Source organism: Microbacterium sp. MTN4-26, from assembly GCF_042846595.1.
Lineage (GTDB): Bacteria > Actinomycetota > Actinomycetes > Actinomycetales > Microbacteriaceae > Microbacterium > Microbacterium luteum.
On sequence record NZ_BTGO01000001.1, the window covers coordinates 198,792 to 211,882 of the forward strand.

Sequence of the window (13,091 nt, forward strand, 5' to 3'; positions counted from 1 at the left end):
CCGCGTCTGGGAGAATGGTCCGGATGAACACCACCGTCACCGCGCCTGCAAGCGCCCTGCGCATCGGGCCGATCGCCCTGGATGCGCCGGTCGTGCTCGCCCCCATGGCGGGCATCACCAACACCGCCTTCCGGCGGCTGTGTCGCGAGTACGGCGCGGGTCTGTACGTCAGCGAGATGATCACGTCCCGTGCGCTGGTTGAGCGGAACGCCACCACGATGCGCCTGATCACCCACCACGAGTCCGAGACGCCGCGATCCATCCAGCTCTATGGCGTGGACCCGTCTACCGTCGAGAACGCCGTCCGACTCCTCGTGGCGGAGGACCGGGCTGATCACATCGACCTCAACTTCGGGTGTCCCGTCCCGAAGGTCACGCGCAAGGGGGGTGGGGCGGCACTGCCGTGGAAGAGCGGGCTCTTCCGCGACATCGTGACGCGAGCCGCGCGCGCCGCCGAGCACGTGCCCCTGACGGTGAAGATGCGCAAAGGCATCGACGCGGACCATCTCACCTACCTCGACGCGGGCCGGATCGCCGAAGACGCCGGTGTCACGGCCGTCGCCCTGCACGCCCGTACCGCGTCGGAGTTCTACTCGGGCAGCGCGGACTGGTCTGCGATCGCCGCACTCAAGGAGGCCGTCACGAGTGTGCCGGTCCTCGGCAACGGCGACATCTGGTCGGCGGACGACGCCGCGCGCATGATGCGCGAGACCGGTTGCGACGGCGTCGTGGTCGGTCGGGGATGCCTCGGCCGACCGTGGCTGTTCGGCGATCTCGCCCGACGGCTCGGTGGACCCGGAACGGCTGCGCCGCCCGTCGATGCGACGCTCGCCTTCGTCGCCGACGCCTTCCGTCGCCATGCCGAGCTGCTGATCGAGTTCTTCGACGACGAGAGCCGTGGGTGCCGTGACATCCGCAAGCACGTGGCGTGGTACTTCAAGGGGTATCCGGTCGGCGGTGATCTGCGTGCCCGCTTCGCGACGGTCTCCAGCCTCGCGGAAATCGACGACCTGATCGGAGAGCTCGACCTGTCCGCGCCGTACCCGGGTGCCGCCGCAGAGGGGCAGCGCGGGCGAGCGGGCAGTCCCAAGCGGCCGGCGCTTCCCGAGGGATGGCTCCACTCGCGTGAGCTCGCCGCGGACGCGTCCGGCGCGATGGCCGAAGCGGAGCTGGATCACAGTGGCGGGTGACGACGACGCGATGCGGTCGGAGCGCCCGGCCGGGTACGACGATGATGACGCCGCGCGTTTCCACGCCGAGCAGCACCGCTCTCACCGCGACGGATTCGCGCGTGATCGCGCACGCGTGCTCCACTCGGCCGCGCTTCGCCGGCTCGCCGCGAAGACCCAGGTGCTGAGCCCGGCTTCCCCGGCCGATTTCGCGCGAAACCGTCTGACGCACTCGCTCGAGGTGGCACAGGTCGGCCGTGAACTCGCGACCGCGCTGCACCTGTCGCCCGACGTCGTCGACACGGCCTGCCTCAGCCACGACCTCGGCCATCCGCCGTTCGGACACAACGGCGAACGGGCGCTGAACGACTGGGCGGAAGACGTCGGTGGATTCGAGGGCAACGCGCAGACGCTGCGCATCCTCTCCCGCCTCGAGCCCAAGGTGCTCGGAGCCGACGGCCAGAGCCACGGCCTGAATCTCACGCGTGCGAGCCTGGACGCCACGTGCAAGTATCCCTGGACGGCGGAGCATCCCCTGCCCGACCCCGGTGGGCGGCTGAAGTTCGGGGTGTATCCCGACGACGAGCCGGTCTTCCACTGGATGCGCGCCGGTGCCCCCGGCAGGGTGCGCTGCATCGAGGCGGAGGTGATGGACCTGTCGGATGACATCGCCTACTCCGTCCACGACTTCGAAGACGCCGTCGTCAACGGCTACCTCGATCCGCGGCGGCTCTCGGACACCTCGGAGCACGAGGCGCTGCTGACGGCCATCCAGTCATGGGTCGGATACGACTTCGCTCGAGATGAACTCGCCGACGCCCTGTTCCGGCTGATGCGGCTGCCGGAGTGGATCAATGGATTCTCCGCACGCCGGGCCGACCTCGCCCGTCTGAAGAACCTCACCTCCGACCTCATCGGCCGCTTCGCCCGCGCCGCGACGACCGCGACGCGGGAGGCGTATGCCGGCCCCGTTCTCACGCGCTACCGCGCGCACGTGGTGGTGCCTCGGGTGATTGAGGCCGAGATGGCCGTGCTGAAAGGGATCATCGGTGCCACGGTGGTCTCGATCGACGGGCGCAAGGAGCTCTACAGGGAACAGCGACGCGTGTTGAAGCGCTTGGCGTCGGCGCTGTGGGACTCGCCTCAGGCGCTGGACCCCCAGTACGCCGACGACTTCGACGCCGCGGCCGACGATGACTCCCGCCGTCGCGTCGTGGTCGATCAGGTGGCGAGCCTCACCGATCAGGTCGCGATCGCCTGGCACGGCCGCCTGGTCGGCGAGGTCGACGCCGCCTCGTTGGGGGTCTGGGCTCCGCGCTACAGCGAGCCGCGGCCGTCGGGGGCTCCTCGTCCACGCGGCGAGGTCGGGGTCTGATGGCCGGACTGATCCGTCAGGCGGACGTCGACGAGGTGAAGGCGCGTACCAACATCGCCGACATCATCGGCGAGCGCGTCGCCCTCAAGCCCGCGGGCGTCGGATCCATGAAGGGGCTCTGTCCGTTCCACGACGAGCGCAGCCCGAGTTTCAACGTGCGGCCCCAGGTCGGCTTCTACCACTGCTTCGGATGCGGTGAGTCCGGTGACGTGTACACGTTCCTCCGTCGCATGGACCACCTGAGCTTCTCGGAGGCGGTCGAGCGTCTCGCCGCGCGCATCGGCTACGCGCTGCACTACGAGGACGGCGGGGCTGCGCCGCAGAACAGCGGCCGCGCGCGCCTCTACGAGGCGAACGCGGCGGCGGCGGAGTACTTCCGCGCGCAACTGGCGACACCGGATGCCGACGCCGGGCGCCGCTTCCTGGGCGAGCGCGGGTTCGACGCCGGCGCAGCGGCGCACTTCGGCGTGGGGTACGCGCCGCGCGGCTGGTCGGGGATGCTCGACGCGCTCGGTGCACGCGGGTTCCGTCGGGAGGAGCTGCTGGCCGCCGGCCTCGTCTCCCAGGGGCAGCGGGGGGTGTACGACCGATTCCGCGGTCGCCTGGTCTGGCCCATCCGCGACGTCACCGGGCAGACGATCGGTTTCGGCGCCCGGCGCCTGTACGACGACGACAACGGTCCGAAGTACCTCAACACGCCCGAGACGCCGATCTATCGCAAGGCGCAGGTGCTGTACGGCCTGGACCTGGCCAAGCGAGACATCTCCCGGGATCACCGCGTGGTGGTCGTCGAGGGCTACACCGATGTCATGGCGTGTCACCTCGCAGGGGTGACCACCGCCGTCGCCACGTGCGGCACGGCCTTCGGGTCCGATCACATCACGGTCCTCAGGCGCGTGATGGGAGACGACTCGCAGGCCGGCGAGGTCGTGTTCACCTTCGACCCGGACGCCGCCGGGCAGAAAGCCGCGCTTCGCGCGTTCGCCGATGCCAAGCGCTTCAATGCACAGACCTATGTGGCCACGGGCCCGCAGGGACTGGATCCGTGCGACCTGCGTCTCCACCGCGGCGACGGTGCGGTCCGCGGCCTCGTCGAGTCGAAGTCGCCGATGGTCGAGTTCGTCCTGGACCAGCGGATCGCCGCCTACGATCTCGCGTCCGTGGAGGGTCGGATCGGGGCCCTGCGGTCCGCGGCACCGGTGGTCGCCGACCTGCGCGATCCGCTCATCCAGCCGGAGTACATCCGCGTGCTCGCTCGTCGCCTCGGAATGGACACCGAGGATGTCCGACGCGAGGTCGAGCGTGCCGGCCGACGCGAGCCGGAGGACCGTCGTCGCATGAGCGCTGCGCCCGCGGCGCGGCCGGACGACGACGGTTCCGCCTCGGTGTCGCGCGCGACCGTCGCTCAGCTCCCGCGTACGCCGGATGCCGCCCTCGAGCGGGATGCCCTGATGGGATTCCTTCAGTTCGGTCACCGCCTCGACACCGCCCTGCTGGCGCGTGCCGTCGACCAGCCATTCCGCACTCCCGCGCTCGAGGCGGTTCGGCAGGTCGTGGCGCAGACGGCCGACGTGACCCGGCCCGGCTGGTCGGTCGAGGCGATCGATCAGGTGCGCGAACCGTACCGCTCGCTCGCCTCGGAACTGCTGACCATGCCGTTTCCGGCATCGACGGTCGAGAGCGCGGAGGCGTCGACCGCGGATCTCGCGCGGCGCCTCGTGCGACGCGGACTCCAGACCGAGAAGACGGAGCTTCTCGGAGCGATCCAGCGGGTGCCCGCCGACAGTGAGCAGGGGCGACGTATCCGACTGCGACTGCGTGAGCTCGACGTCGAGCGCCAGCGGCTCGACGCCGAGGACTGACGCATGCGCGCTGGTGATCGGTGCGCGGACACGGCAGGATGTCGGTATGGCGTCGCGGATCGAAGAAGCGGACGTGGCCGTCCGGGCCGATGATCTCTCGATCTCCCGGGCGGGTCGCGGTGCACCGGACGAGCGTGTCGTGGACGGGCTGTCCTTCACGCTGCCATACGCGCATGCGCTCACGATCATGGGCCCGACCGGTGCCGGCAAGTCGAGCCTCCTCGCGGTCATCGCCGGCGCCGGCGAGTCCGGCCTCGCCGTCGTCGGGGGCGACGCGCGCGTGCACGGCATCCGGGTCCGACGTCCGGGGCGGGCGCTGCGCCGACTGACGTATCTCACGGGCTACCTGCCGCAGTCCGCCGGCGCGAAGCTGCCGTCCCGCTTCACGGTGTCGGAACTGATCGGTCAGCCCATCACATCGCGTGACAAGAACGTCAACGCCCGCGCGCTGGCCGTCCGGGTCGCGGGGCTGCTCGACGAGATGCAGCTCCCGCTGGGCGCGGCCGCGAAGTATCCGTATGAGCTGAGCGCGGGCATGCGCCAGCGGGTCGCGTTCGCGCAGGCGCTCATCCTCGATCCGAAGCTTCTCGTCGCCGACGAGCCGTTCGCCAATCTCGACGTCGAGGTGCGGGCGGCGGCCCTCGCAGCGCTGCTGCGACGCCGTGATGAGTACGGCATGGCCGCGCTGGTCGGCACCAACGACCGCGATGTCGTGCGCGGGCTCGAGGCTGATGTGATCGTCATGCGGTCCGGGCATGCGATCGCCGCCGGCCGGGGAGCGGATGACCTCCTCTGGACGCCCAGCGGCGACGCGGATCACCGGCTGGTGGCCGCCGCGAAGCCGTCCGACTGATTTCCTCCCGTCGGGCGAATCCTGTTAGGATCATCTGGTTGCCCGCGCAGCGGGGATATTCCTCCATAGCTCAATTGGCAGAGCAATCGGCTGTTAACCGGTAGGTTCTTGGTTCGAGTCCAAGTGGGGGAGCGGAAAGCCTCGACCTTCGCAGAGAAGGCCGGGGCTTCGTCGTTTCCACCGGCCGTCGTGCTGGATCCCCGCGGAGTTGCGGGGTGATCGACCCGGGCAGGGCGGTGCCGTTTTGATCCCGTCCGTTCGCTTCCGATAGGTTCGGTCCCACCCGACATCGGAAGGTCTCCGTCATGCCGCAGCGCCGTTCGCGCACCCCGGCGCGCGCCGCGGGGTGGGCCGCGCTGTACCTCACCATCGCACTCGGCCCGCTGATCCTCAGCCTGATCCAACTGGATCCCGGACGTGGGTTCTGGGTGAACCTGTCGGTGGCCGCGGGATTCGTCGGGCTTTCCTTGATGGGGCTCCAATTCGTCCTCGCCGCGCACACCGTGCGCACCGCGCGCGTGTTCGGACTCGATCTGCTCCTGCGTTTCCACCGGCAGATCACCTGGCTGATCGCGCTCCTCATCTTCGCTCACCCGATCATCCTCTTCCTCTGGGATCCGCGCTTCCTCGCTCTTCTGGATGTCGCTCAGGCGCCGGCCCGTGCGCGCTTCGCGGTGGTGAGCGTGGTGCTTCTGGCAGTGCTCATCGTGACCTCGATCTGGCGGCGGAGGCTGCACATCCGATACGCGGTCTGGCAGGTGATGCACAGTGTGCTTGCGACGCTGATCGTCGTGACGGCACTCGTGCACGTTCTGCTGATCGGGTACTACGTCGACGAGCCGTGGGAGAAGGCGCTGTGGGTGTGCTATTCACTCGCGTTCGTCTCGATCGGCGTCTGGGTGCGAATCGTGCGCCCGATCCTCCGCTGGCGACGACGCTGGAGGGTCGTCGCCGTCGAGAACGAAGCGGCGGGTTCGTCGACGATCGAGCTGGAGCCGGTCGATCCGAGGTCGTTCGGCCCGCGCGGATTCGAGTTCGAAGCCGGGCAGTACGCGTGGATCCATGTCGGGGGTTCGCCTTTCGCGATGACGTACCATCCCTTCTCGTTCTCCTCCAGCGCGCAGAGCCCGGGGCGGGTACGGTTCACGATCAAGCCGGAGCAGGGCTTCACTGCGACAGTTCCGGATCTGTCGCTCGGCAGCGTCGTCTACCTCGATGGGCCGTGGGGCCACCTGACGATGGAACGCAACGATGCGAACGGGTTCGTCTTCATCGCCGCCGGCGTGGGGGTGACCCCGATGCTGAGCATGATCTCCACCCTCGCCGATCGAGGCGACGACCGCGACTGTCTGCTGATCCTGGGCAACCGACATGAAGATCGCATCATCGGCGCCGACCGGCTGCGCGAGCTCCAGGAGCGCATGCCGAACCTCGAGGTGGTGCACGTCGTCAGCCGCCCGGGTGACGGCTGGGATGGCGAGACCGGCCGCATCCGCACCGACGTGCTGGATCGCGTCTTGCCGACGGATCGGCGCGAGCGCGCCTACTTCCTCTGCGCGAGCGGTCCGGTCATGGACGCGGTCACAGCCGCCCTCGCCACGCTGGGGATACCGGATGCGCACGTGAGCGCCGAGCGATTCGCGATGGCCTGACGGAGTGGGGACATGAGCGGGAAGAAGATCGTCGGCCTGCGCGAGAAGCGCGTCACACGGATCGTGTGGGTGGTGTCTACGGCGGTCGTCGCCGCCTGCGTCGGGTGGGGCGTGCTCGCTCAGGTGATGGTGCCGGATGCCTGTGCGGTCGACCCACCGCCCGCGAACGCGCAGTATCTGCACTGCGACTGAGGTCGGTCCATGATCACCCGTTGAGGGGCCGACGCTCGGCGTGCGTTACGCCTCGAGCTCGTCCACCCCGGGGGTCCAGGCGGCGCCCGGTCGTCCCCAGCCGCGCTTGCGGGCGATCTTCTGCACGGTCTTCCAGTCGCCGTCGTCCAGTCGATCGACGTAGAGGACGCCCTCGAGGTGGTCGAACTCGTGCTGCAGGATCCGGGCGCGCCATCCGTCGACCTCGAGTGTCACGGGCATGCCGTCGAGGTCGATGCCCGTCACCCGGACGGTGTCCGAACGACGGAGCGGAAATCGCTCGCCGGGGAACGAGAGGCAGCCCTCCGACTCCTCGTCCGGATCGGGTGCGCCCGGCTCCAGGGGACGCATCCACAGCTCGGGGTTCAGGATCACCCCGCGCCAGGGATGGCCGTCGTCGTCTTCGTACGCGTAGGTGAAGATGCGCAGCGGCACGCCGACCTGCGGCGCGGCAAGGCCCACGCCCGGCGCAGCATCCATCGTCTCGAACATGTCCGCCACGAGCGCGCGGATCTCGTCGGTGACGGACTCGACGGGGGAGGCGGGGCCGTGGAGGACCGGATCGCCCATGATGCGGATCGGAAGTACGGGCACGTCCGACAGCGTAACCTCCGGACGCCCGGGTATCGTCGAAGCGTGATCGCTATCGATGTCGGCAGTGTCGAGGATGTCGGCGATCAGCTCGTGGGCGCGTTCCAGGATCCGGGGATCCTCATCGGCATCCCGCTCGCCCTCATCGGCGCGGTCTTCATGTCCTTCGGGGCGCAGTATCAGCACCGAGGGGTGACCAAGGTGGAGCGCCTGAGCGGAGGGACGCAGAAGGGCCTGACCGCTGCGCAGCTCGGCCGGCTCCTGGCGCGCCCGTCGTGGGTGCTCGGCACGGTCATGCTGGGTCTCGCCATCGTCTGTCAGCTCTCGGCTCTGTCGTTCGCGCCGCTCATCGTGGTGCAGCCGCTCGGAGCGATCGCGCTCGTGATCACGACGCTCCTCAACGCCAAGATCAGCGGCCATCGGCCGACGCGGCGATCCGTGATCGCGATCGTGGCATGCGTGGGCGGCATCTTCCTCTTCGTGACCATCGCCGCCCTGTTCGCCACCGAGACGCCCCTCAGCGACCGGCAGCTGATCACCGTCCTTCTCATCCTCGCGGTGGTCGCGGTGCTGTTCAGTGCGGTGTGGCTGTGGCGGCGTCACCACGTCGGCGCGCTCTTCTACATCATGGCCGCGGGCATCCTCTACGGATTCGTGGCGACGCTCGCCAAGGTCGTTCTCAGCCGCATCGAGTCTGGAGATTTCGAGTGGCTGACCCTCACCTGCGTCGCGGCACTTCTCATCGTGACCGCGGTCGGGGCGTACTTCGTGCAGTCCGCGTACTCGTCGGGGCCTCCCGATCTCGTCATCGCCGGACTGACCGTGATCGATCCGATCGTCGCCGTCGTCATCGGACTCACGGTCCTCGGCGAGGCGCAGAACGCACCCCTGTGGGCCTACATCGGGTTCGCCGTCGCCGGCGCCATCGCCGTGTGGGGGGTGTTCCAGCTCGCACGTCACCACCCCCAGATCATCTCCGACAGCCAGGAACTCCCTCTGGAGCGGGGCAGCGACGGCAGCGGCTTCGACGGACCCCACCCGCCGACCGGGTCCACGCGGCTGGGAGAGGCGGTTGCGAAGGTCTGGCCGGAGCCGCCGATCAACGATCCCGACGACGACGCCCGGTAGGCTCGTACGAGGTCATCCCGGTCGGGATGCCGGGGGCGGTGGCCAAGCTGGTCAAGGCAGCGGGCTCATAACCCGACGATCGTGGGTTCAAGTCCCACCCGCCCTACTCACGGTGAGCCCACGCAAGGGGTTCCCGCTCCATCGGGCGCGTCGATAGGGTCGGAGGGACCCGAGAGGAGACGCGGATGCGGCTGGCAATGGTGGGACTCGGACGCATGGGGGCGAACATCGTGCGCCGCCTCATGCGCGACGGACACGAGTGCGTCGTCTACGACGTCAACGCTGACGCGGTGTCCGCGCTGGCGGGGGAGGGGGCGACGCCGGCGACCGACGTCGCCGACATGGCGTCGAAGCTCGAGGGCCCGCGGGTGGTGTGGCTCATGATTCCGGCGGGGCTGACGGGCACGGTCGTCACAGAGGTCGCCGAACACCTCGCGCCGGGTGACATCATCATCGACGGCGGGAATTCGAACTACCGCGACGATGTGCGTCGCGCGGCGGTTCTGCGGGAGGAAGGCATCCACTATGTCGATGCCGGCACGAGCGGAGGTGTGTTCGGGCTCGAACGCGGCTACTGCCTGATGGTCGGCGGCGCCGACGAAGCGGTTCGAACGATCGAGCCCGTGCTGCGCACGATCGCGCCCGGACCGGGTGAGATCGATCGCACGCCCGGTCGGTCGGGGGAATACGCTCCCGAGGAGCTCGGCTACCTGCACTGCGGACCCGCGGGTGCCGGCCACTTCGTCAAAATGGTGCACAACGGCATCGAGTACGGCATCATGGCCTCCCTCGCGGAGGGGTTCAACATTCTGCACAACGCGGATGCAGGAGTGCGCGAGGCCGAGCACTCCGCGGAGGTCGCACCGCTCGAGGAACCGGAGTTCTACCAGTTCGACATCGATGTGCCGAAGGTCGCGGAGCTGTGGCGGCGAGGCTCGGTCATCTCCTCCTGGCTGCTCGATCTCACGGCTGCCGCCCTCGAGCAGAGCCCCGACCTGAACGGGCTCGCCGGCCGTGTGTCGGACTCGGGAGAGGGGCGATGGACCGTCAAGGCCGCCGTCGACGTCGGTGTGCCGGCGCCGGTGCTCGCCGCGTCGCTGTTCGAGCGCTTCGCCTCCCGGGACGAAGACCAGTACGCGAATCAGCTGCTCTCGGCGATGCGCCTCCAATTCGGCGGGCACCAGGAGCTGCCCACCGGCGATCGCCTCGAGGCGGGGTCGCGCAAGGCCGAGTGAGTCGTCAGTCGGCCCACAGGTAGGAGTACTTCACGAACACCTCCGGCGCGAGGCCCGCTTCGACGAGGACGCCCTGGATGGCGGTGAGCATGTAGCGCGAGTCCCACCCCATGTACAGGAAGTGCTCGTCGTCGAGGCGGTCCCACTGACCGGTCCACGACATCTCCGGGTACACCGGCCCACCCCGGCGCGCGCTGAAGGTCTCCACCGATATGCGCGAGTCGGCCCACAGGCGCTTGAAGACCCGGTTGAAGAGGTACTTCACGTCGGGGACCTCCCAGTGCTCGCCGACGTACTCGACGTAGGCGAACTCCTGCTGCCATCCGCGCGGCCATCCTCGGCGCGGTACCGCATCGAGGATGGGCGTCAGCCCGTCGTCATCGATGACGATCGGGCCGCGACGCGGCCACGTGGTCATGAACGCGGCTGCAAGTGACGCCGAGCGCGCCGAGATCGCCGCCGTGTTCCACTGCTCGGCCCTCGCAGCCTCCGCCGTCAGCGGGATGGCGCTGCGCTCGAGGACGGCGCGCTTGGCGGGGAAGGACGCGCCGAAGGACGCCATCGCGGCATCCTCCTCCAGGAGGACGATGTTGCCGAGGGTTGCGGCAAGAGCGCGATGGGCGTTCTGCGTGTCGTCGTCGACGTCCGACCACGCCGTGCGTCCGTCGCCCGTCCAGTCGTCGGAGGGGGCGAGGGGGAGGATGTGGTCCACGTCCACATCGGCGACGTCGTCGACGCCCGCCAGCCGGGACATCACGTAAATCGCATGCGGGAGCTCGGTGTACTTCAGCGCCACGCGGACGCGGTCGTCCGAGGGAGTGAGCCGGGAGATGGCGAGCGTGAGGGCGTCCACACCGTCGTCCAGCGCCCGGAGGAGCCTCGCGACGAGACGCTCGTTCGTGAGGCGCACGATCGTACGACGCAGCTGAAGCGACTGGAGCTGCTCGAGGACCGTCACCAGCGTGGGCTTGTCGATGACGCCGGTGGTCCATTCGCGATGCACGCGCATCATGAGGGGGAACATCCCCGCGCCGAAGACCGAGAGCCAGCGCAGGTGACGGGAGACGTCCGGGTCCGCTTCGCGTGCCGGGTCGAGGAGCACGCCGTACACCTCGGCATAGGCGCGCCAGGCTTCGGCATGGGTGCGCAGGGCCGCCGGTTCCAGCCGCGGAAAGTGCGTCCGGAAGGCCTCGTAGACACCACGCCCACGTGTGACGGCGACCTCGCGGCCTCCGATCATCACCAGATAGTGGTTCCAGAAGTCCGCGATCCGCTCGCCGGTGTGCCGTTCGATGGGGAGCCAGAACTCGTCCTCGATGGCGGTCTGCTCGCCGTGTGACAGGCCCATCAGCACGTAGTTGTGTATGAGTTCGTGGTCGCGCAACGGCTCGCCGGTGGAATTGAGCGACTCGAAGATCTGCTGGGCGTTCGCGCCGGGCCCGAGGGTGATCGCGACGTGCTCGAGCTTCTGCAGACCTCGCCAGACCCGCGCGACCTCGTCGGGGCGCACCTGGCTGCGGAAGAAGGCGTAGTTGTCATCGAAGCGGGAGTCACGCACGGCGTCCCCGCGCGAGTCGGTGACGACCGCCTCGAACACGTTCGCCCAGGCGCGATGCGGGCGCAGCTTGGTCGCGCGTGCGTCGGGATGCACGAGGACCTGCTCGAGCTCACCGGCCAGCAGCGGGTCGTGGTCCCGCACGGTGTGGTGCAGCGCGGCGACGAGGAGCATGAGCGTGGTGATCCGCTGCTGTCCGTCGATCAGGACGAGCTCGGACAGACGATCGGTGCGCATCTCAGCGCTCAGGATCGATCCGATGAAGTGCATATGACGCTCGTCCGAATCGGCGACCGCGCGGATGTCGGCGAGCAGCTGTTCGCAGCCGCCGATGTCCCAGCGATACTGCCGTTGGTACACCGGGACCACGATCGTGGCGTCCGCGGCGGACAGCCAGGCGACGGTGTTCACCGCGTGGGCGTCGATGTTCGTGGCAGTGAGCATGGGGCGCTTCGCTCCGTTCGTTGCAGGCCGCCGTCGAGTCTAGTGAACCGGGTCGGCGACCACGGGGCGCCGACCGGCGGCGAGGTAGGCTTGCCTAAGTCGGGCCTGTAAAAACGTGCTGGCCCCGAACGGAAAGGTCATGATTCGCATCATGGGTTACATCAAGAGCGCCGCTCTCGAATCGACCGGCTTCGTCGTGCTCGACCCGTACGACAAGGAGATCGACCCCAAGGAGTGGCTCGAGATCGAATACGTCGACTGGAAGTCCTCCGGCGACACCCGCTTCGCCCCGCTGGCGTCGGCCAAGGGCGAGATCGAGTGCAACGGCTTCTGGAACCACGAGCCGCCGCGCACCGACAAGGACGGCGTCTGGATCGACGAGCAGACCGAGAAGGCGCCGACCCTCACCGCGCGGGCCAAGGAGCCCGGTGCCAACGTCGGACGGTGCCGCATCATCGAGCTGCAGCCGAACTCCTACGCGGACTGCCTCTACAACCTGCACCAGGACGACAACAACCGCCTCAACCCCGACGGCACCGGCTGGGTCGTGCGTGGGTTCTTCAACCTCACCGACGACAAGGACAGCTATTTCGTGCTTCGGGAGAACCGCAGCGACCCGAGCATCGAGTACCGGATCGCGCTGCCCGCCGGTGCGCAGCTGATCGTCGACACGCAGCGTCTGTGGCATGCGGTGCACCACCAGGGTGACGAGCCGCGATACTGCCTCATCACCTCGTGGGAGTCGGGGCCCGAGCTCGACGAGTACATCGCGCGTTACAACGGCCAGCCCACGACGGAGTACTACGAGATCTCGGAAGAAGTCCGGGAGGCCGGTCAGGCCGAGCAGGCGCGGCGCGACGCCGCACGCGCTGCGTACTACGCCGCCAAGGGCCAGAAGGAGAAGCTCGCGATGAGCGAGGCCTGAGCTCGAACATCCTCCGCGAGCCCCCGGCGATATCGTCGGGGGCTCGCGGCGTGTCGCGGCCGGATCCCTTGTGATTATCGGCCGCATCGGGT

General features: G+C 68.8%; 11 protein-coding genes and 2 tRNA genes. 11 read left to right on the forward strand and 2 right to left on the reverse strand.

What is annotated here, in order from left to right:
- Positions 1–23: 23 nt before the first annotated feature.
- From dusB to ACGG9C_RS01065, 7 genes are all read left to right on the forward strand, one after another.
- The gene (gene dusB, locus ACGG9C_RS01035; protein ID WP_194385292.1) at positions 24–1,190 is read left to right on the forward strand and encodes a tRNA dihydrouridine synthase DusB; all 1,167 of its coding nucleotides are present in this window, start codon (positions 24–26) and stop codon (positions 1,188–1,190) included.
- A 10-nt stretch (positions 1,191–1,200) separates the two neighbouring features.
- Positions 1,201–2,544 carry a deoxyguanosinetriphosphate triphosphohydrolase gene (locus tag ACGG9C_RS01040; protein ID WP_194385497.1) on the forward strand — a complete coding sequence of 448 codons (1,344 nt, stop codon included), beginning with the start codon at positions 1,201–1,203 and terminating at the stop codon, positions 2,542–2,544.
- Positions 2,544–4,406 carry a DNA primase gene (dnaG, locus tag ACGG9C_RS01045; protein ID WP_194385293.1) on the forward strand — a complete coding sequence of 621 codons (1,863 nt, stop codon included), beginning with the start codon at positions 2,544–2,546 and terminating at the stop codon, positions 4,404–4,406. The genes ACGG9C_RS01040 and dnaG overlap by 1 nt, the downstream gene beginning before the upstream one ends.
- Positions 4,407–4,452: 46 nt before the next feature.
- Complete coding sequence (locus ACGG9C_RS01050; RefSeq protein WP_194385295.1) at positions 4,453–5,259, forward strand: ATP-binding cassette domain-containing protein; 807 nt, start codon at positions 4,453–4,455, stop codon at positions 5,257–5,259.
- 59 nt (positions 5,260–5,318) lie between these two features.
- Positions 5,319–5,391: transfer RNA gene (locus ACGG9C_RS01055), tRNA-Asn, on the forward strand.
- Positions 5,392–5,564: 173 nt separating this feature from the next.
- Positions 5,565–6,911 carry a ferric reductase-like transmembrane domain-containing protein gene (locus tag ACGG9C_RS01060; RefSeq protein ID WP_194385297.1) on the forward strand — a complete coding sequence of 449 codons (1,347 nt, stop codon included), beginning with the start codon at positions 5,565–5,567 and terminating at the stop codon, positions 6,909–6,911.
- A 12-nt stretch (positions 6,912–6,923) separates the two neighbouring features.
- Positions 6,924–7,103 carry a hypothetical protein gene (locus ACGG9C_RS01065; protein ID WP_194385299.1) on the forward strand — a complete coding sequence of 60 codons (180 nt, stop codon included), beginning with the start codon at positions 6,924–6,926 and terminating at the stop codon, positions 7,101–7,103.
- A 45-nt stretch (positions 7,104–7,148) separates the two neighbouring features.
- On the opposite strand, the gene def is transcribed toward ACGG9C_RS01065, so the two are convergent.
- Positions 7,149–7,715 (reverse strand): peptide deformylase, encoded by a 567-nt coding sequence (gene def, locus ACGG9C_RS01070; RefSeq protein ID WP_194385300.1) that lies wholly within the window; start codon positions 7,713–7,715, stop codon positions 7,149–7,151.
- Positions 7,716–7,766: 51 nt separating this feature from the next.
- On the opposite strand from def, the gene ACGG9C_RS01075 reads away from it, so the two are divergent.
- The 3 genes from ACGG9C_RS01075 to gnd all read left to right on the forward strand — a co-directional run bounded on the left by ACGG9C_RS01075 (position 7,767) and on the right by gnd (position 10,075).
- Positions 7,767–8,840 carry a DMT family transporter gene (locus tag ACGG9C_RS01075; RefSeq protein WP_390178138.1) on the forward strand — a complete coding sequence of 358 codons (1,074 nt, stop codon included), beginning with the start codon at positions 7,767–7,769 and terminating at the stop codon, positions 8,838–8,840.
- Positions 8,841–8,872: 32 nt separating this feature from the next.
- Positions 8,873–8,946: transfer RNA gene (locus tag ACGG9C_RS01080), tRNA-Ile, on the forward strand.
- Between the two features lie 79 nt (positions 8,947–9,025).
- A complete protein-coding gene (gnd, locus tag ACGG9C_RS01085; RefSeq protein WP_194385303.1) occupies positions 9,026–10,075 on the forward strand; it encodes a phosphogluconate dehydrogenase (NAD(+)-dependent, decarboxylating) in 1,050 nt (349 codons plus the stop codon).
- A gap of 4 nt (positions 10,076–10,079) precedes the next feature.
- Here gnd and ACGG9C_RS01090 read toward each other — a convergent pair whose 3' ends face one another.
- A complete protein-coding gene (locus tag ACGG9C_RS01090) occupies positions 10,080–12,074 on the reverse strand; it encodes a DUF262 domain-containing protein (protein WP_194385304.1) in 1,995 nt (664 codons plus the stop codon).
- Between the two features lie 151 nt (positions 12,075–12,225).
- On the opposite strand from ACGG9C_RS01090, the gene ACGG9C_RS01095 reads away from it, so the two are divergent.
- A complete protein-coding gene (locus ACGG9C_RS01095) occupies positions 12,226–12,999 on the forward strand; it encodes a hypothetical protein (RefSeq protein WP_071043728.1) in 774 nt (257 codons plus the stop codon).
- The last annotated feature ends 92 nt before the right edge of the window (positions 13,000–13,091 follow it).

Bases quoted from the DNA above. Each gene is read 5' to 3' on its own strand.
- dusB (WP_194385292.1), top strand. From the start codon at position 24: ATGAACACCACCGTCACCGCGCCTGCAAGCGCCCTGCGCATCGGGCCG.
- ACGG9C_RS01050 (WP_194385295.1), top strand. From the start codon at position 4,453: ATGGCGTCGCGGATCGAAGAAGCGGACGTGGCCGTCCGGGCCGATGAT.
- ACGG9C_RS01065 (WP_194385299.1), top strand. From the start codon at position 6,924: ATGAGCGGGAAGAAGATCGTCGGCCTGCGCGAGAAGCGCGTCACACGG.
- gnd (WP_194385303.1), top strand. From the start codon at position 9,026: ATGCGGCTGGCAATGGTGGGACTCGGACGCATGGGGGCGAACATCGTG.
- ACGG9C_RS01040 (WP_194385497.1), top strand. From the start codon at position 1,201: ATGCGGTCGGAGCGCCCGGCCGGGTACGACGATGATGACGCCGCGCGT.
- ACGG9C_RS01095 (WP_071043728.1), top strand. From the start codon at position 12,226: ATGGGTTACATCAAGAGCGCCGCTCTCGAATCGACCGGCTTCGTCGTG.
- ACGG9C_RS01060 (WP_194385297.1), top strand. From the start codon at position 5,565: ATGCCGCAGCGCCGTTCGCGCACCCCGGCGCGCGCCGCGGGGTGGGCC.
- dnaG (WP_194385293.1), top strand. From the start codon at position 2,544: ATGGCCGGACTGATCCGTCAGGCGGACGTCGACGAGGTGAAGGCGCGT.
- ACGG9C_RS01090 (WP_194385304.1), bottom strand. From the start codon at position 12,074: ATGCTCACTGCCACGAACATCGACGCCCACGCGGTGAACACCGTCGCC.